Below are 17,126 nucleotides of genomic sequence, written 5' to 3'. Positions count from 1 at the left end.
TAGCTGTGATATATGAGTGATTTGATTTTAAATATCGCTATTTATTCCGCATACAGTGTATCTGTAACAGAGCGTATTATGCTTGGAACGGTCAAGCTAAAATGGATAAAGTATAACTGTTATATTATGTAAAGATAACTTTGAGTCATATCATAAAGTTTGGCATTTAGGCACAATACGCCTGCCAAAAATTTAGATACAGGTTAAAAATATGAAAAAGTTGGTATTGGTTATTGCTCCCGTTGTTTTAGCATTTGCAGGATGTGCTGCGACAGATACAAATAATACAGCGACGACTTCGCAGCAGCTTGGTGTGGCAGCACTCAAAGTTGCTGTAAATGCAAAATGTTTAAATGAAATCAATAATGTTGCAGCATGGAAGACAGCAACACGTTTTATGACCACAGAACAGCGTAATGACATCCAAACCAATGTGTGTGGCTGTGTCAGTGAAAAAGCGCCAGAGAGTGTTACTACTTTTGAGTTGGCAACGGCTGCAATTGATCCATCAGCACGAGCAACGATTGTAAATAAAGTAGTCTCTGAAACTGTGAACGCATGTGTGAATGAAGCTTTAAAGCAAGCTAAATAATAGATCAGGCTGAGTCATCAGCCTTTTTGAGAGTTTAAATATGTTTGTTGCTGGTGTCGATGAAGCTGGGCGCGGACCTTTGGTAGGTTCTGTCGTTGCTGCTGCTGTGATTTTAGATCCGAATAACCCGATTGAGGGTTTAAATGACTCTAAAAAATTGACTGAAAAAAAGCGTGAAAAGCTTTTTTTAGAGATTCAGGAAAAGGCGATTGCATGGTCGATCGCTGAAGCAAACCATCTTGAAATTGATGAGTTTAATATTTTACAAGCCACTTTTTTGGCGATGCGTCGAGCAGTTGAAACATTAGAGACGCAACCTATAAAAGTTATTGTGGATGGCAATCAAATTCCGAAAGGAATCACAATTCCATGTGAAGCCATCGTGGGTGGAGATGCCAGTCATGCTGAAATCAGCGCCGCAAGTATTTTAGCGAAAGTCACCCGTGATCGGCAAATGCATCTCTTAGATCAGCAATATCCTGATTATGGTTTTGCCAAGCATAAAGGCTATCCAACCAAAGCGCATTTTGAAGCAATTGCTGCGCATGGTGTTATTGAGCAACATCGCCGTAGTTATGGGCCTGTGAAAAAAGCCTTGGGTCTAGCATGAATTAAAAACAGGTCGTTTAAAGAAATTAAAGCGACTCAGATGAGTCGCTTTAATTTTATGAGAAGAGTTTTTCATATCAACGATTAAAATTATTATGTTGAGTGAAATCGGTAGCATTTTCTTCTTCATAAGAAGGATGTTGATAGTCTTGATCAAGATGTTGTAAATGCTCATGCATGGCACGTTCATGTTGGATACGTTGGTAAATTTCCTCACGATGCACAGAAACTTCTTTTGGAGCATTTACACCAATACGCACCTGATTGCCTTTTACGCCAAGCACAGTAACACTGACTTGATCCCCAATCATTAATGTTTCTCCGACACGACGGGTCAGAATCAGCATGTTTATCTCCTTGCTAAACGCTTAAAACTTGCGACAGGGAATTCATTATTTGAAAGCACAGCCTAATATACAGAAAATTCTAACAAAAATATGTAAAAAAATTTATTTCGTAAGTTTTGTGAGAACTTTCTTAAAAACCTCAAGGCTAATATAACAGAGCCACTATAAAAAAAACTATAGTGGCTCTGTTTTTTTTACTATTTACATGAAAGTAAATATGTTTAACTAGCTATTAATTAAGCACGTACACTACTTTCGCCGTGTTCGCGGTCTAAACCAAAAGCTGTATGTAAACAACGAACTGCTAACTCAAGGTAGTTTTCTTCAATGATGACAGAAACTTTAATTTCTGATGTAGAAATCATGAGAATATTAATGCTTTCTTCAGCCAATGCTGTGAACATTTTGCTCGCAACGCCAGCGTGAGAGCGCATACCGACACCAACGATAGATACTTTAACAATATCATCACGTGTTACAACTTCACATCCTTCAATGCTACTCGCTGTTTGATCTAAAATCGCTTTTGCTTTCGCTAGATCATTGCGGTTCACGGTAAACGTAAAATCAGTTGTTCCATCTTCTTCTACATTTTGGATAATCATATCCACTTCGATATTGGCATTACTGATCGGCGATAAGATTTTAGACGCAATACCTGGTTCGTCAGGAACACCCAAAATCGTTAATTTTGCTTCGTCACGGTTAAATGCAATACCTGCGATGATTGGTTGTTCCATATCGTCTTCTGCCTCAGTGGTAATTAGTGTGCCTACATTTTGTTTGAATTCTTCATCAAAAATACCATCATCATCATTGTCAAAACTAGATAATACACGCAATGGAACTTGATATTTACCTGCGAATTCAACAGAGCGAATTTGTAAAACTTTTGAGCCTAAAGATGCCATTTCCAGCATTTCTTCAAAAGAAATACGATCAATTTTCTTTGCTTTAGGTGCAACACGCGGGTCAGTGGTATAAACACCATCGACATCCGTGTAAATCTGACATTCATCTGCTTTTAATGCAGCAGCAAGCGCGACACCAGAAGTATCTGAACCACCGCGACCTAAAGTTGTGGTATTGCCTTTGGCATCGAAGCCCTGAAAGCCCGCAACAACCAATACACGACCAGCGTCTAAATCTTCGGTCATGATATCTGTGTCAATTGATTCGATACGTGCTTTGGTAAATGCGCTGTCAGTTTTAATACCAACTTGACGACCAGTATATGATTTAGCGTCTACACCAATTGAATTCAGTGCCATAGCTAACATGGAAATCGTTACTTGTTCACCCGTTGACACCATTTGATCTAGTTCACGTGGGTCAGGGGTGCTAGTAATGGCCTTTGCAAGCGCAAGTAAGCGGTTAGTTTCACCACTCATTGCAGACACAACCACAACCACTTTGTGACCGTGATCATGCCAACGCTTGACACGACGAGCAACATTTAAAATGCGCTCAGGAGTACCCATCGAAGTACCGCCATATTTTTGAACGATTAAAGCCATAGTTATTCCATATAAGCCATGACCCTGAATGGCATCAGGGTCAGTTACACAAAAGTGAAGTTCTTATTGCTCAAGCCAAGCAGGCAGTGCTGCAATCACTTGATCAAACTTCTCGTTTAGTGGCGCGCCACCTTGTGCTAAGTCAGGTTTACCACCACCTTTACCACCCAGCTCTTGAGCCAAGTGTTTGATGATGTCACCTGCTTTTAGATGTGCAGCATGTTGTTTAGCGACAGAGGCGATTAAACTCACTTTATCACCCTCAACGCCAGCTAAAATAATGACTGCATCTTCCAATTTTGATTTTACGCTGTCATGCAAATTGCGTAATGATTTTGCATCCAAACCTTTTACCGTGGTAATCAGTGTTTGACGACCTGCAATTTCTTTCACTTGATCAAGCAAATCAGCAGCTTGGAAGCTTGCTAATTTTTGATTTAATTGCTCGATTTGCTTTTGCAAAGCTGAAGCAGTTTCAGCAATTGCTTCAACTTTTTCTACAGTTTGATCTTTTTGTGCTTTTAACAAGCTATTGATCGTTTGAATATCAGCATCTGCTTTCTGAATAACGTCAAGTGCTTGAGTACCAGTTACAGCTTCAATACGACGAATGCCTGCTGCAACACCGCCTTCAGATGTGATTTTGAATAAACCAATATCACCTGTGCGCTTCACGTGGATACCACCACAAAGTTCGATTGAGAAATTCTTTTCATCAATCACAGAACCCATTGAAAGTACACGAACTTCGTCACCATACTTTTCACCAAAAAGCATCATTGCACCTTTTGATTTGGCAGATTCAATATCCAGAAGTTCAGTGCTTACTGGTGTGTTGGCAATCACCTCAGCATTGACCAAACGCTCAATCTGTTGCAATTGTTCAAATGAAACAGGCTGATCATTGGCAAAGTCAAAACGTAAAATGTCGCTGGCAACCAGAGAACCTTTTTGCTGTACGTGTGAACCTAAGATCTGACGTAAAGCAGCATGTAACAAGTGCGTTGCAGAGTGGTTACGCGCAGTCGCATCACGAATATCTGCTTTAACTGTTGCTTCAACATTCTGAGTTGCTTTGAGGCTACCTACAGTCACGATACCTTGATGCACAAATGCACCACCAGATTTCTTGGTATCTTGGACTTCGAAGATGCCCGTATCGTTTTTGAAAATACCCGTGTCACCGATTTGACCGCCGCTTTCCGCATAGAAAGGGGTTTGGTTTAAAACGATCAGTGCTTCATCGCCTTCGTTGATTTCATCAACTTGAACGCCATCTTTGTAGATTGCCACAATCTGACCTTGACCCTGAGTTGCATCATAGCCATCAAATTGTGTTTCACCTTCAACTTTAACAATGCTGTTATAGTCAACTGCGAATTTGCCAGCATCACGCGCACGTTGGCGTTGTGCTGCCATCTCTACTTCAAAACCTGCTTCATCAATCGTCAGGTCACGCTCACGCGCAATATCAGCGGTTAAGTCAGTCGGGAAACCATAGGTATCATAAAGTTTAAATACAGTTTCACCCGCAATCACATTACCTTTAAGTTGAACAAGTTCAGCTTCTAATAACTTCAAACCTTGCTCAAGTGTTTTCGCAAATTGTTCTTCTTCACGGATCAATGTCGCTTCGATCGCGTCTTTACGAGCAGCAAGTTCAGGATAAGCTTCGCCCATGGCTTCAATGAGCGGTTGCAACATTTTGTAGAAGAATGTACCTGTAGCGCCTAACTTGTTGCCGTGGCGGACTGCACGACGAATAATACGACGGAGTACATAACCACGACCTTCATTTGAAGGGTTTACGCCATCAGCAATCAAGAAGCAGCAAGAACGAGCATGATCAGCTACGACTTTCAGTGAAGCAGGGTATTCAACTTTTGTCCCTTTCTCATTTGCTTCAGCTTCGATGGCAGTGGTATCGAAACCAATAATATCTGCAGCGGCTTTTAATAAGTGTTGGAACAGGTCAATTTCATAGTTTGAGTTGACGTGTTGTAGTACAGCCGAAATACGCTCCAAGCCCATACCTGTATCGACAGAAGGTGCTGGAAGAGGGTGCATCACACCATCCGCAGTGCGGTTGAACTGCATGAATACGTTGTTCCAGATTTCGATGAAACGGTCGCCATCTTCTTCAGGTGTACCCGGTAAACCGCCCCAAATATGATCGCCATGATCATAGAAAATTTCTGAACAAGGACCACAAGGGCCGGTATCACCCATTGCCCAGAAGTTATCTGAAGAAAATTTTGCGCCCTTATCACCAATACGGATAATACGTTCAGGAGCTAAGCCAATTTCTTTATTCCAAATATCAAAGGCTTCATCATCAGTATGATAAACAGTCACATATAAACGATCTTTAGGCAACGCTAACCATTGTTCACTGGTTAAGAAATCCCAAGCAAACTTCAATGCATCGCGTTTGAAATAATCACCAAAAGAGAAGTTACCTAACATTTCAAAGAAGGTATGGTGACGTGCGGTGTAACCGACATTATCAAGGTCGTTATGCTTGCCGCCAGCGCGTACACATTTTTGTGACGAAACTGCACGGATATAATCGCGCTTTTCTAAACCTAAGAAACAGTCTTTAAACTGGTTCATACCAGCATTGGTAAATAGCAAAGTTGGGTCGTTGGCGGGAACAAGTGAACTCGAAGCGACACGTGTATGCCCTTGCGATTCAAAGTAACGCAAAAATGCTTCACGGATTTCAGCGGATGTCATAAAACGAGTACTCACAACCAAGCGTCCATAATTTTGAAAGTGCTAAATTATAACGGAAATTACCTGTGCAACCAACGATTTTACAAGCAATATCATATAAAACTGTGATTAAGCTAAAAATCTATATTCAACAACGCTGTTCATGTTTTACCATAGACAAGTCTGATGACACTTTATACATAAAGTATTCACAGATATTGATACACAAAGATGATGTTTTTATGAATAAGGGTTCTACATGCAACGTATCGCGATTAATGGATTTGGAAGAATTGGTCGGAATGTATTACGTGCATGGTTTGAAAACCCTAAGCATTTTCAATTTGAAATCGTTGCAATTAACGATATTGCAGATGTACAAACCTTAGTTCATTTATTTAAATATGACACCACGCATGGAAGATTTGCGGGTCAGGTCGAAATTCAGATTGAAAATGAACAGATTTTTCTAAATATTCAATCCAACCAACGTCAGCTAAAACTACAAGTCTTTAAACAGGCACAGCCAGAATTGCTGCCGTGGACGAATCTAGAAATAGATGTGGTGCTTGAGTGTACGGGTTTGTTCCGTTCCAGAGTGGATGCAACGCGTCACATAGAGGCGGGGGCAAAACGAGTCATTATTGGGGCTGCTCCATTTGATTCTGTAGATGCTGCAATTGTCTATGGCGTCAATCATGCCGAAGTCAAAGCCACCGACCAAATTATTTCCAGTGTGTCTTGTACCACTCAAGCGCTCGTGCCATTGGTCAAAATTATCGATGATGCATTTGGCATTGAAACTGCATTAATGACTGAAATCCATGCTGTGACAGCAGATCAATCAGTACTTGATCATGCACATCGGGATTTACGCCGTGCGCGTGCAGCGGGACAAAATATTATCCCAACAACTTCTAGTGCATTGGGCGCACTCAAACGAGTCATGCCAAAAATGGAAAATCGAATCGATGGCTATTCGATCCGTGTACCGACGATTAATGTGGCAGCAATTGATTTAACCTTTGTTTCACACGCGCCGATTACTGTGCACAAAGTCAATGAAGTATTAAAAAAAGCAGCACAATTTGATTATGCACAGATTATGCAAGTCACGGATGAAGACCTTGTATCAAGTGACTTTAACCATTCACCATACTCCTTAATTGTTGATTTGACTCAGACAATAGTTGTCGGTCATCAAGCGAAAGTTTTTGCGTGGTATGATAATGAATGGGGCTATGCAAATCGTTTACTTGATTTATGTGAATCATTTGTGTGAATGATTTAGTTTAAATTTTATAAATTAACTTGGGGATTTAAATGACATTCATATTGATGTGGGGATTTATTGCGCTTTTATTATTAGCGGTTATTTTTTTATTCTGGTTTCAGTTTAAAAATAAACCAGAGCCAAATTGTGATGCTCAAATTTTACATGTAGAAAAAAAGGTTTTGCATTTAGAGCTACATCTTAAAAAGAGTTTAGAAATCATGCAGGACTTAGCTAAAAAAATGCATACTCAGCAAGAAGTGCTCGATAAAATGATCTCCAATGTTGCTGCACTGGAAAAGCAAAATGTTGAGTTGGTGAATGTTTTGGAAATGATGATTAAAACTGGGAATAAGAATTCTTGATACTAAGTTACTTATCGATCGACTAATTTGAATATTAAAAGCGATTAAGTTATAACCCGAAAGTTAGAAAAGAGCATAGTGATGGATTGGACTCCTATGGAAGAAGTCGAAATATTAGATACTATTAATGAATCTTATTCTCGAATGACTTTAGAGCAGCGAAGGCTTTGGGAAGTAATAAAACTATACCCTCAAAAGTGGAGCCAAGAACCGTATGGTGATATTGGTAATGGTTTTTGGGTGGTCGCGATTATTGGTAATACAGTTATCTGGTTTAATGATATTGAAGATGGTTTTAATCGTTCATCTTTTTTTGAGTTTGGGAAAATAAATGAGTATTACTGCAATCAAGATGATCTTGAATGGCAAATACAAAACGTTTTAAACCAAATTCGAGATGGGTGTGATGCTGCGGGCTATTGTAGTGGACCAAAATCTTTCATTAAGTAAATTTATCATCTGTTTTCCCAAAATGATCAGTATCCACATTTAAATAGAAATCTTATTTATTTTCTTTGACTCGTCCTTTTGTGAATTGGTCGTTCAGGTATTGGGCAGTTCTTTGGACAGCGAACTTGGGTTTTTGAGCCAAATCAATAGCAATAATCTATTGAAAATATTGGTTAATTATATAAAATCTGTTTGTTTTTTAGAGAGTGGAGTAAGCAGTTTTTATTCAAATTCTCAGGTGCATCGCATAAATCTTCATGCTACACTACGCTGAATCGGGCATTCACCCGATTTTTTTATGTGGCTGCTTTTTGTGTGGATGCTTCCACGGTGAACAGATTTTAGGTTTGAACATGACCATTTCAGAGACATGGTTGCTCCCTGACGGGGTAGCAGATGTATTACCCGAACAAGCGCAAGTGGTTGAAACTCTGCGCCGAGAAGCTTTAGATTTCCTCGCAGTTCGAGGTTATCAATTAGTCTATACGCCATTTATTGAACACATCGAATCGTTGTCCTCACTTTCCGAATCCAATCAAGATTTAGATTTAGTTACTTTCAAAGTGATTGATCAACTATCTGGTCGTTTGCTTGGAATTCGTGCGGATATGACACCGCAAGTTGCGCGTATTGATGCACATGTTCTTCCCGTTGAAGGTGTTGCACGTTATTGCTATGCAGGCACAGTGTTACATACAAAAGCACAGAACTTTAATGCAACGCGCACACCTTTACAGTTAGGTGCGGAGTTGTATGGTCATGACAGCATCGAAGCTGATGTTGAAATGATTGATGTGATGTTAGGTTTAATCGAACATGCGCATACCTTAGAGGGTGTTCATTTAGATTTAGGGCATGTTGGTTTATTCCGCAGCTTGGTCAAACGAGCAGGATTAAATAAAAATACCGAAAACCAACTGTCAGATTTATATCAACGTAAAGCATTGCCTGAGTTAGAGGAATTTACCCAAGACTTAGCAATGGGCGCTGATTTTTATGCATTAGGTCGTTATGCAAGTGATCTTGATGCATTACAAACGCATTTAAGCCAAGATATTTTGAATGATGTTGATTTTAGAAATGCATTTGATGCATTAAAAACAACATTTGCGCAAATTCAATCACAATGGTCTAACCTAAATATTGGGATCGATGTGATTGAGTTGCGTAGTTATCACTATCATACAGGTTTAATGTATGCCATTTATGCACCTAATCGTGCTGCGCCACTTGCACAAGGTGGACGATATGATGGCATCGGTGAACATTTTGGACGTGCACGTCCAGCAACAGGATTTAGTTGTGACCTATATGCTTTAGGCGCTACCCAGTTTGTGGAAATAGAAACTGTAGTTGCCCCTAAAGGTCATGACCGTGACTTATTAAAAGCAATTGCGGATGCGCGAAGCCAAGGTCTACGTGTGGTGCAATTGTTAGGTAATGATGATTTAAGCTCGGTGCCTTATGCGACCCATCAAATGGTGTCTCAAAACGGGCAATGGGTGATTGAAAAAATTTAATTGCTAAGCTCACAGCTTGGTTTCCAATTTTAACAGCATGATGTAATGAGGCTATTATGGGCAAAAATGTTGTGGTACTTGGTACCCAATGGGGCGACGAAGGCAAAGGTAAAATCGTCGACCTGCTCACAGATCAAGCGGCTGCGGTCGTACGCTATCAAGGTGGACACAATGCGGGTCATACGCTTGTGGTCGGTGGTAAGAAGACTGTATTACACCTCATTCCATCAGGTATCTTACGTGAAAACGTATTATGCTTAATTGGGAATGGTGTGGTTCTATCTCCTGAAGCATTAATCAAAGAAATGGCAATTTTGGAAGCAGAAGGCGTACCTGTTAAAGATCGTCTCCGTATTTCTCCAAACTGTCCATTAATTTTGCCAAACCACATTGCACTTGACCAAGCACGTGAGAAAAAACGTGGAAATGCCAAAATTGGTACAACAGGTCGTGGTATCGGTCCAGCTTATGAAGATAAAGTTGCTCGCCGTGCTGTGCGTGTAGCAGATTTGATTCGTGGTGGTGCGTTACTTGAAGAAAAACTTCAGGAAATGCTAGAACTTCATAACTTCCAACTTTCTCAATTCTATGGCGTTGAAGAAGTGAAGTTTGAAGATGTACTTGCTCTTTGTAATGAATGGCGTGAAGTACTAGCTCCATTGGTCATCGATGTGACTAAAGTGTTACATGATTACCGCAAAGAAGGTAAGGCGATCATGTTTGAGGGTGCACAAGGTTCATTACTTGACATCGATCATGGTACTTATCCATATGTAACCAGTTCAAATACAACTGCTGGTGGTGTGAGCTCTGGTTCAGGTATGGGACCACTTCATTTAGATTATGTATTAGGTATTACCAAAGCTTATACAACTCGTGTTGGTGCTGGCCCATTCCCAACTGAGTTGCACTATGATGCAGTGACAGATCAAGGTGATGCGATTGGCCGTCATTTAGGAACAGTAGGTCACGAGTTTGGCGCGTCTACTGGTCGTCAGCGTCGTTGTGGTTGGTTTGATGCTGAGATTTTGCGTCGTTCAGTTGAAGTAAACTCTTTATCTGGTATCTGCTTAACGAAGTTAGATGTTTTAGATGGTTTAGAAGAAATCAAAATCTGCGTGGGTTATGAAGATGTAGATTCTGGCTGTGCGGGTTCATCAGATGCGATTTCATTTGAAAGCCTAAAGCCAATCTATGAAACCATGCCAGGTTGGAGTGAGTCTACCGTTGGCTTGACTCAAATTGATCAACTGCCTGCAAATGCATTGGCTTATGTACGTCGTATTGAAACGTTAATTGGTTGCCCAATTGATATCGTTTCAACGGGTCCTGACCGTGCAGAAACAATCGTTTTACGTCATCCATTTTCAGCATAAGCTGAGTCGATGATAAAAAAGCTCTCAAATTTATTTTGAGAGCTTTTTTTATGGAAAACTTTTGCATAAGGGGGAGGTTGTATGACATTAAAATTAATTGCCGAAGATTTTATTCAGCCAGATAAAATTGAAATTGTTTTACCACTTTATCAAGAGCTTGTTGAGAAAACAAAAGCTGAAGCTGGGTGTTTAGCTTATGATCTTTATCATGATATAAAGCAGAAAGGGCACTTTGTTTTTATTGAAGAATGGGTTGATCGAGCTGCTTTAGATCTGCATATTCAGTCAGAGCATTTTCAAAGACTTGTAGCTAAGATAGATCAATATCAAGTTCATGTAGGACGTTTCACTCATTTGCATGGTTTTGAAACATTATTGCAAGAATAGTTTTTGTGTATTTAATATCTATTTATAGAACCAGCGATAATGGATATCTTTCATCATGGTTTAGCCGCCTTGTATTTCTCCTAACGAGAGAAGAAAAAGGATTTATTTAAAAAGTTTAATAGCAAAAAATCAGCTTTTGAATCCCATCTTTATTATTTCACAAGTAGAAAAATCCTCGTTATATTATTTTTACATTCAAAACAAAGAGGGTTTTAATAATGACCATGAAAACGATTCGCTACAATGGATATGAATTAGCATGCCGATGTTAATTGATATCTCAGTGATGGAAGTGGCACAAACCAATTCTGATCGCATGGGGGAAAGAATTGGTTTGATTGTTTTAATAGAACAAAATTGAACTTATTTCTAAATAAAAAATTCTAAAAAGTTTGAGAGAACCAAGTGGTTCTCTTTTTTAGTTGGATTATTCTTCCTTCACCGCATTATAAACAACAGCAGGTTCAATATTTAATAACTTTTTACCAAAACTTCTTAACCACCACACCAGTTGCGAGGTAAAAGGGACAGTGGCACAAACCACAACGATATTTTCCTCTAGAGGCTGAATGACCTGATCTTTGCTTAGCTGACTCTCATAGAAACTTTGAGCGGTACTTTCAGTCATGGTGAGTTTCAGTTCAACGAGCTCAGTTGCTTTACTATAATCAACCCGGAAACCCAGCGCACCAGAATCAATATAGCTATCAATATCGAAATTTACAGGATGTAGTGCGCGGCTATCTAATACTGTAGCTGCTTTAAAACGGTGCAAAGCAAAAGTTTGTACATCGGTTTTGTCATTCCGTGTACAGATCAAATAAATCACAGCACCTTTTTGGACCAAAGCTAAAGGATTAAGAATATAGCTCTTATCTTCACCTTGATTGATTCTTGCTCGATAAATGCACTCAATTTGCTTGTCTTGTAGTAGCCCTTCGTAAATTGCTTGTTGCGCGTGCTTATCCACCATAGGTGGAATTAATGGTTGATTGGCAGGGACAATACGAACGCGGTTGATCCATTGTCTAACGTTGTTTTGAGTGGAGAGACTGCGTTTAGCCAGATCAAACCAAGGTGTCATCTCCTCAAGTAAGCTTGGTGGAAGCAAGTGACGTAAATGCTCTTCTACCATCATAAAGGTCACGGCTTGTGAGCTGGTCATATGTGGCAAGCTTTGGATAGGGGCATCTGAACGCCAGCGCCATCCTTGGGGTACGGTTTTATTGCTTTCAATCGGGAAGCGTTGTGCGATTTGATTTAAATCGCGTTGAATCGTACGGAGGCTGATTTCAATCCCTTCGCGCTCTAAGATTTCTTGTAATTCACGGGTGCCCATCCATTTTCCTGTGGAGAGACGAGATAAAATTTGCCATTGGCGATAAAGGCTGTTTGAGGTTTCTTTTTCTTGTATGGATGACATAAGCTGGGTACGTAATTTAATGATCTAAAGCAGACACAATAAAAAAACTATATCTATTTAGCAAGCCCATCATATTTAGATTACGTATTTACGACTGAAATGTACCCAAACTTGTTTAAATATTTTAAATCTGATCAAAAAAGAAGCTTTTTATATGAATGGCACTGAAATTGCTTATTTGATTTATGAATAAATAAACGATGAAGCGAGGTTTATATGTCAGAACAAGAACACAACCTAGATATCAGCACAGACTATTACGCTCCAGATCAAGTAGCGACAGTCTCGGTACATTCATCTACATTTACTCAACAGCTCAATGTCAAAAAAAATCTATTTGAGCAACTAAAGTCACAATTTTTTAATGAGATGTTAGACGATGAAAGTTTTAATGGTGAAGCATCAAGAAAAATTGAGCAATGGTTGAGCCTGCATAGTCTTGATGACTTAAAAGCACTCGGTGCTGAGGCAAAACAACATTTTTTATATCAAGGTATTACCTTTAATGTTTATGCCGATCAAGAAGGGGTAGAGCGAACCATTCCTTATGATTTGATCCCGCGTGTCATTGAAAAAAAACAGTGGGAAAAGATCGCAGCAGGATGTACGCAACGAGTCAAAGCGTTGAACTACTTTCTAGATGATATTTATCACGGACAAAATATTTTAAAAGAGGGTTTGATCCCTGCACAGCAAGTGATGACACATGAGGCTTTCCAACCGCATATGTTAAAGCATGCTTTAAAAGGTAAGGTTTATTCACAAATCAGTGGTATTGATATTGTTCGAGATGGTCGAGGCGATTTTTTTGTTCTTGAGGACAATTTAAGAACACCTTCTGGTGTGTCTTATATGATCGAGAGTCGTAAAATTAGTCAAAAGCTGATGCCAGATTTGTGCCTAAGTAATAATTTACAAGGCATCGAGCACTTTCCAAGCGTATTACGAGAAATTTTAGAAGAAAATGCATATGTTGATCATCCCTTAATCGTTGTTTTAACGCCGGGTCGGTTTAATTGTGCCTATTATGAACATGCTTTTTTAGCGCGTGAAATGGATGTTCCATTGGTCACCAGTCGAGATTTATTTGTAGAGGACGATAAAGTTTATGTCAAAACGATTCGTGGCCGCCAACAAGTTGATGTGATTTATCGTCGGGTGGATGATGAGTTTTTAGATCCATTGATTTTTAGACCCGATAGTTGTTTAGGTGTTGCTGGCCTTATGGCGGCATATTTACAACATAATGTCGTGATTGCCAATGCACCGGGAACAGGTGTGGCAGATGACAAGTCTATCTATCCTTATGTGGATCAGATGATTCAATTCTATTTAGGTGAAACGCCAATTTTAAATAATGTTCCGACTTATCAATGTCGTGATGCTGAGCAGCTTGATTATGTGTTAAGCAATCTAGAAAAATTGGTGGTAAAAGAGGCGCAAGGTTCAGGCGGCTATGGCATGTTAATCGGTCCTCAGGCAAATGAACAACAAATTGAGGCATTCAGAGAAAAAATTATTGAAGCGCCACATTTATATATTGCGCAAACAACCTTGGCACTATCCGTTGCACCTACACTGACATCTGATGGTGTGGCAGAACGACATATTGATTTACGTCCCTTTGTACTAAGCTCACCTTATCGTACTGAAATTGTTCCTGGTGGTTTAACTCGTGTCGCCATGCAAGCAGGTTCGTTGGTTGTTAATTCTTCTCAAGGTGGAGGAATCAAAGATACATGGGTGGTTGAAACATTACCTTCTTAAAGGTCTTCCTAGCAGCGCTATAGTCTAAAACACAGAACTGCATTTTATCGGGATGTGTTCTAGATGATTTTAAAATATATAAGGGAGGACATGTATGGTTTTACTTCGCTCAAATGCCCAACATATTTATTGGTTGGGTCGTTATTTATTTAGAATTGATCATGTTGTGCGTCAGTTGCCATTAGCTAATGATCAGCAAGCAGCGGCATTTGCTCAAGCGCTTTATTTGCAGATTGATGATGCTGAAAGTTTAAATCAGTTTATGTTGGATCGAAAGCAGCCTTATTCATTGTTGAGTCAGCTTGAGATTGCGCGAGATAATATTCAGGAGTTAAGAGGGCTATTATCGGCTCAAGCTTATGCGGAACTCAATCATCTCATTAAAAATGCACCATCTGATGCTTTAGCAATTGGTGATATAGTGAAGCAATGTTGTGCAATTTTAGAAACAGAGCAAGAGGAAATTTGCTTATTCCTATATATTGGACAGAACGTAGAACGAATCGATACCTACTTCCGTTTTCAGCATAATATTAATCATGTACTTAATACGGTCGAACCCATCATTGAACGGTTGTTTCATTTAGGTTGGGACGATTTAAAGCCGAGTTGGGAGATATTGAAAGATCAGCCTTATTTAAATCAGTTTTATGCATTTACTTATACGCTGGAAAATCAATTTGAGGTAAGTTCATGAAGCTAATGGTGAATCACCAAACTCATTATCGTTATACCGAGACTGCACGAAACAGTGTGCAGTCTATAAAAATGATGCCCCAAAGTTCTCAGCATCAAATTGTTGAGACTTGGCATGTGAGTGTGCCAGGACAATACACATGCAAGCGGGATGCTTTTAATAATTTATGGATTACAGCGACTCAACGTCATGATTATCGTTATTTAACAATTATGGCACAGGGGATAGTTGATTTATTGGATACTGAACTCGGTTGTTTTGAAAGTGATATTTCCCCAATGCTTTTTCAGCAGCGTACCGCAATAACCTGTTGTGATTTAGCCATGTCGGACTTTGCTCATTCAGTGGTTAAAGTTAAAGATCGTCAACATTTGATCCTTTTATCAGAGAAAATTTTACAGCAAATTTCTTATCAACCACAAAGTACATCAGTCACAACCTCTGCAATAGATGCATTTTATGCAGGTCAAGGTGTCTGCCAAGACCATGCACATGTATTGATTGCGATGTGTCGCGTACTACAATTACCTGCACGGTATGTTTCGGGATATTTATACGATCGAAATCAACCACACCTTGCCAGTCATGCATGGGCAGAGGTTTTTTTAGATAATCAATGGTATTGTTTCGATGTAAGTAATCAAATATTTACACCTCAGAATCATATCTACGTTGCAGTTGGACGTGATTATCTAGATGTTGCACCAATTCGTGGTGTGCGTGAACAAGGTGGCGTTGAAAGTATGATGTCTACTGTTCAGGTATTGGCTTGTTGAATGTAAAGAGAGAAAGATGACCTATTGTTGTGCATTAAGATTAGAGCAAGGTTTAGTGTTGATTAGCGATACTCGAACCAATGCAGGGGTCGATCATATTTCTGTATTTCGTAAATTGCATACCTTTGGTGTCGAGGGCGAGCGTTTTATTGCACTGCAAACAGCAGGCAATTTGGCAACCACTCAAGCGGTCGTTGGGCACTTGCAAAATACTTTAACTTTAAACCAAGAGCCAAACCTGTATACGGTAAATACCATGTTTGAGGTTGCTGAACTGGTTGGTAAAACCTTGCGTCGTGTTTTAGAAGATATTACGAGCAATACACATGAGCAAATGAATTATTCATGCAGTATTTTGGTGAGTGGTCAAATTTTGGGTGAAGATATACAGCTCTATAATGTCTATCCTGAAGGTAATTTTATTCGCGCAACCACAGATACACCATATTTTCAAATTGGTGAAAGCAAATATGGCAAACCCATTTTAGATCGCGCATTACACTATACGATGCCTTTAAGCGAAGGTTTACGCTGTTCATTAATTTCTTTTGACTCAACCTTACGTTCAAATGTTTCTGTTGGTTTGCCTTTAGATGCTTTGGTTTATCATAAGGATAGTTTTAAAAGCCCTGCTGCCAAGCGTATCAATGAAGAAGATCCTTATTTCACCCAGATCAGTAAACAGTGGTCTGAAACCTTGCGCCGTGGTTTGCAAGAGTTACCTGAACCAACAAATGATTATGGTTTATAAAGATCTGAAAGTACCAGTTCACCTGAATAAACATTTATTTTGTGTAGTATTTTTAGCTTAAGACGCAAATTTTTTGTTTAGGATATGATCCAAGGACATAAATCGAGATTTAGATGTAATCAGGATCGCTAAGATCAGCATATATAGAAAATCGTGAATATAAAAAAACCAACTGAGCCAGCTGATGGAATCTAGATTGGGCGGAATCGTGTGAATTCCAACCGTGTAGAGTGCAGTAAGGCAAATGATAAATAAGAGAATACTGCCGATTTGTGTAAATAATCCAATAATTAGCAAGAAGCCTGCTAACATTTCCGTAGCTGAAACAAAGCTGCTCATCATCTCAGGAAATGGAATGCCTGCATCAATAATGGTTTCTAGCATAATTAATTTATTTTTCTCAACGAAAAGTTTATTGAAACCCGTTGTGAAAAAGAAAATGCCAAGTGAAATTCGCGCCAGAAAGAGAGCAAATTGCTGTAACGGCATTTTATAGAGTGGATTATCGTAAATAAATTTCAACATGCTTTTTTCGTTTAAATCGTCAAAATCGTATTAAAG

Annotated in this window: 17 protein-coding genes; 12 read left to right on the top strand and 5 right to left on the bottom strand. The window is 39.3% G+C overall.

What is annotated here, in order from left to right:
- Nucleotides 1–211: 211 nt before the first annotated feature.
- Nucleotides 212–592: a hypothetical protein gene (locus MMO38_RS07855; protein ID WP_241323172.1), complete on the top strand. Its 381-nt coding sequence runs from the start codon at nt 212–214 to the stop codon at nt 590–592.
- Nucleotides 593–632: 40 nt separating this feature from the next.
- Nucleotides 633–1,202: a ribonuclease HII gene (gene rnhB, locus MMO38_RS07850; RefSeq protein WP_005197556.1), complete on the top strand. Its 570-nt coding sequence runs from the start codon at nt 633–635 to the stop codon at nt 1,200–1,202.
- 76 nt (nt 1,203–1,278) lie between these two features.
- Here the strand turns inward: rnhB and csrA are convergent, their stop codons facing one another.
- The 3 genes from csrA to alaS all read right to left on the bottom strand — a co-directional run bounded on the left by csrA (nt 1,279) and on the right by alaS (nt 5,816).
- Nucleotides 1,279–1,548, bottom strand: a complete 270-nt coding sequence (csrA, locus tag MMO38_RS07845) for a carbon storage regulator CsrA (protein ID WP_005197554.1) — start codon at nt 1,546–1,548, stop codon at nt 1,279–1,281.
- A 236-nt stretch (nt 1,549–1,784) separates the two neighbouring features.
- Nucleotides 1,785–3,065 carry an aspartate kinase gene (locus MMO38_RS07840; protein WP_004670609.1) on the bottom strand — a complete coding sequence of 427 codons (1,281 nt, stop codon included), beginning with the start codon at nt 3,063–3,065 and terminating at the stop codon, nt 1,785–1,787.
- A gap of 63 nt (nt 3,066–3,128) precedes the next feature.
- A complete protein-coding gene (gene alaS, locus MMO38_RS07835) occupies nt 3,129–5,816 on the bottom strand; it encodes an alanine--tRNA ligase (RefSeq protein ID WP_241323171.1) in 2,688 nt (895 codons plus the stop codon).
- A gap of 223 nt (nt 5,817–6,039) precedes the next feature.
- Here alaS and MMO38_RS07830 point away from each other — a divergent pair, with 223 nt between their 5' ends.
- The 6 genes from MMO38_RS07830 to MMO38_RS07805 all read left to right on the top strand — a co-directional run bounded on the left by MMO38_RS07830 (nt 6,040) and on the right by MMO38_RS07805 (nt 11,151).
- Nucleotides 6,040–7,062 carry a glyceraldehyde-3-phosphate dehydrogenase gene (locus tag MMO38_RS07830; RefSeq protein WP_241323170.1) on the top strand — a complete coding sequence of 341 codons (1,023 nt, stop codon included), beginning with the start codon at nt 6,040–6,042 and terminating at the stop codon, nt 7,060–7,062.
- Between the two features lie 41 nt (nt 7,063–7,103).
- Nucleotides 7,104–7,418: a hypothetical protein gene (locus MMO38_RS07825; RefSeq protein ID WP_241323169.1), complete on the top strand. Its 315-nt coding sequence runs from the start codon at nt 7,104–7,106 to the stop codon at nt 7,416–7,418.
- An 81-nt stretch (nt 7,419–7,499) separates the two neighbouring features.
- Nucleotides 7,500–7,868, top strand: a complete 369-nt coding sequence (locus MMO38_RS07820; protein WP_241323168.1) for a hypothetical protein — start codon at nt 7,500–7,502, stop codon at nt 7,866–7,868.
- Nucleotides 7,869–8,221: 353 nt separating this feature from the next.
- Entirely contained in the window at nt 8,222–9,388 is a 1,167-nt protein-coding gene (locus tag MMO38_RS07815; RefSeq protein ID WP_241323167.1) for an ATP phosphoribosyltransferase regulatory subunit, read from the top strand.
- A 56-nt stretch (nt 9,389–9,444) separates the two neighbouring features.
- Nucleotides 9,445–10,764: an adenylosuccinate synthase gene (locus MMO38_RS07810; protein ID WP_241323166.1), complete on the top strand. Its 1,320-nt coding sequence runs from the start codon at nt 9,445–9,447 to the stop codon at nt 10,762–10,764.
- An 81-nt stretch (nt 10,765–10,845) separates the two neighbouring features.
- On the top strand, nt 10,846–11,151 hold the full coding sequence (locus tag MMO38_RS07805; protein WP_241323165.1) for a putative quinol monooxygenase: 306 nt from the start codon (nt 10,846–10,848) through the stop codon (nt 11,149–11,151).
- Nucleotides 11,152–11,578: 427 nt separating this feature from the next.
- On the opposite strand, the gene MMO38_RS07800 is transcribed toward MMO38_RS07805, so the two are convergent.
- On the bottom strand, nt 11,579–12,574 hold the full coding sequence (locus MMO38_RS07800; RefSeq protein ID WP_004670621.1) for a WYL domain-containing protein: 996 nt from the start codon (nt 12,572–12,574) through the stop codon (nt 11,579–11,581).
- 216 nt (nt 12,575–12,790) lie between these two features.
- On the opposite strand from MMO38_RS07800, the gene MMO38_RS07795 reads away from it, so the two are divergent.
- The 4 genes from MMO38_RS07795 (at nt 12,791) to MMO38_RS07780 (ending at nt 16,565) form a co-directional block, all read left to right on the top strand.
- Nucleotides 12,791–14,341, top strand: a complete 1,551-nt coding sequence (locus MMO38_RS07795) for a circularly permuted type 2 ATP-grasp protein (protein WP_004670622.1) — start codon at nt 12,791–12,793, stop codon at nt 14,339–14,341.
- Between the two features lie 94 nt (nt 14,342–14,435).
- Nucleotides 14,436–15,038: an alpha-E domain-containing protein gene (locus MMO38_RS07790; protein ID WP_241323164.1), complete on the top strand. Its 603-nt coding sequence runs from the start codon at nt 14,436–14,438 to the stop codon at nt 15,036–15,038.
- The gene (locus MMO38_RS07785; RefSeq protein WP_241323163.1) at nt 15,035–15,814 is read left to right on the top strand and encodes a transglutaminase family protein; all 780 of its coding nucleotides are present in this window, start codon (nt 15,035–15,037) and stop codon (nt 15,812–15,814) included. The genes MMO38_RS07790 and MMO38_RS07785 overlap by 4 nt, the downstream gene beginning before the upstream one ends.
- 16 nt (nt 15,815–15,830) lie before the next feature.
- Nucleotides 15,831–16,565: a proteasome-type protease gene (locus MMO38_RS07780; protein ID WP_004670625.1), complete on the top strand. Its 735-nt coding sequence runs from the start codon at nt 15,831–15,833 to the stop codon at nt 16,563–16,565.
- Between the two features lie 57 nt (nt 16,566–16,622).
- Here the strand turns inward: MMO38_RS07780 and MMO38_RS07775 are convergent, their stop codons facing one another.
- The gene (locus MMO38_RS07775) at nt 16,623–17,090 is read right to left on the bottom strand and encodes a DoxX family protein (RefSeq protein ID WP_241323162.1); all 468 of its coding nucleotides are present in this window, start codon (nt 17,088–17,090) and stop codon (nt 16,623–16,625) included.
- Nucleotides 17,091–17,126 lie beyond the last annotated feature (36 nt).

The sequence above is a fragment of the Acinetobacter sp. NIPH 1852 genome, assembly GCF_022549455.1.
Classification (GTDB): domain Bacteria; phylum Pseudomonadota; class Gammaproteobacteria; order Pseudomonadales; family Moraxellaceae; genus Acinetobacter.
The sequence above is the reverse complement of the archived record's forward strand: the minus strand, read 5'-3'. Positions and strand labels throughout refer to the sequence as shown.

Bases quoted from the DNA above. Each gene is read 5' to 3' on its own strand.
- csrA (WP_005197554.1), bottom strand. From the start codon at position 1,548: ATGCTGATTCTGACCCGTCGTGTCGGAGAAACATTAATGATTGGGGAT.
- MMO38_RS07805 (WP_241323165.1), top strand. From the start codon at position 10,846: ATGACATTAAAATTAATTGCCGAAGATTTTATTCAGCCAGATAAAATT.
- MMO38_RS07825 (WP_241323169.1), top strand. From the start codon at position 7,104: ATGACATTCATATTGATGTGGGGATTTATTGCGCTTTTATTATTAGCG.
- MMO38_RS07800 (WP_004670621.1), bottom strand. From the start codon at position 12,574: ATGTCATCCATACAAGAAAAAGAAACCTCAAACAGCCTTTATCGCCAA.
- MMO38_RS07810 (WP_241323166.1), top strand. From the start codon at position 9,445: ATGGGCAAAAATGTTGTGGTACTTGGTACCCAATGGGGCGACGAAGGC.
- MMO38_RS07780 (WP_004670625.1), top strand. From the start codon at position 15,831: ATGACCTATTGTTGTGCATTAAGATTAGAGCAAGGTTTAGTGTTGATT.
- MMO38_RS07790 (WP_241323164.1), top strand. From the start codon at position 14,436: ATGGTTTTACTTCGCTCAAATGCCCAACATATTTATTGGTTGGGTCGT.
- MMO38_RS07795 (WP_004670622.1), top strand. From the start codon at position 12,791: ATGTCAGAACAAGAACACAACCTAGATATCAGCACAGACTATTACGCT.
- MMO38_RS07840 (WP_004670609.1), bottom strand. From the start codon at position 3,065: ATGGCTTTAATCGTTCAAAAATATGGCGGTACTTCGATGGGTACTCCT.
- MMO38_RS07785 (WP_241323163.1), top strand. From the start codon at position 15,035: ATGAAGCTAATGGTGAATCACCAAACTCATTATCGTTATACCGAGACT.
- MMO38_RS07815 (WP_241323167.1), top strand. From the start codon at position 8,222: ATGACCATTTCAGAGACATGGTTGCTCCCTGACGGGGTAGCAGATGTA.
- MMO38_RS07775 (WP_241323162.1), bottom strand. From the start codon at position 17,090: ATGTTGAAATTTATTTACGATAATCCACTCTATAAAATGCCGTTACAG.
- MMO38_RS07855 (WP_241323172.1), top strand. From the start codon at position 212: ATGAAAAAGTTGGTATTGGTTATTGCTCCCGTTGTTTTAGCATTTGCA.
- MMO38_RS07820 (WP_241323168.1), top strand. From the start codon at position 7,500: ATGGATTGGACTCCTATGGAAGAAGTCGAAATATTAGATACTATTAAT.
- rnhB (WP_005197556.1), top strand. From the start codon at position 633: ATGTTTGTTGCTGGTGTCGATGAAGCTGGGCGCGGACCTTTGGTAGGT.
- MMO38_RS07830 (WP_241323170.1), top strand. From the start codon at position 6,040: ATGCAACGTATCGCGATTAATGGATTTGGAAGAATTGGTCGGAATGTA.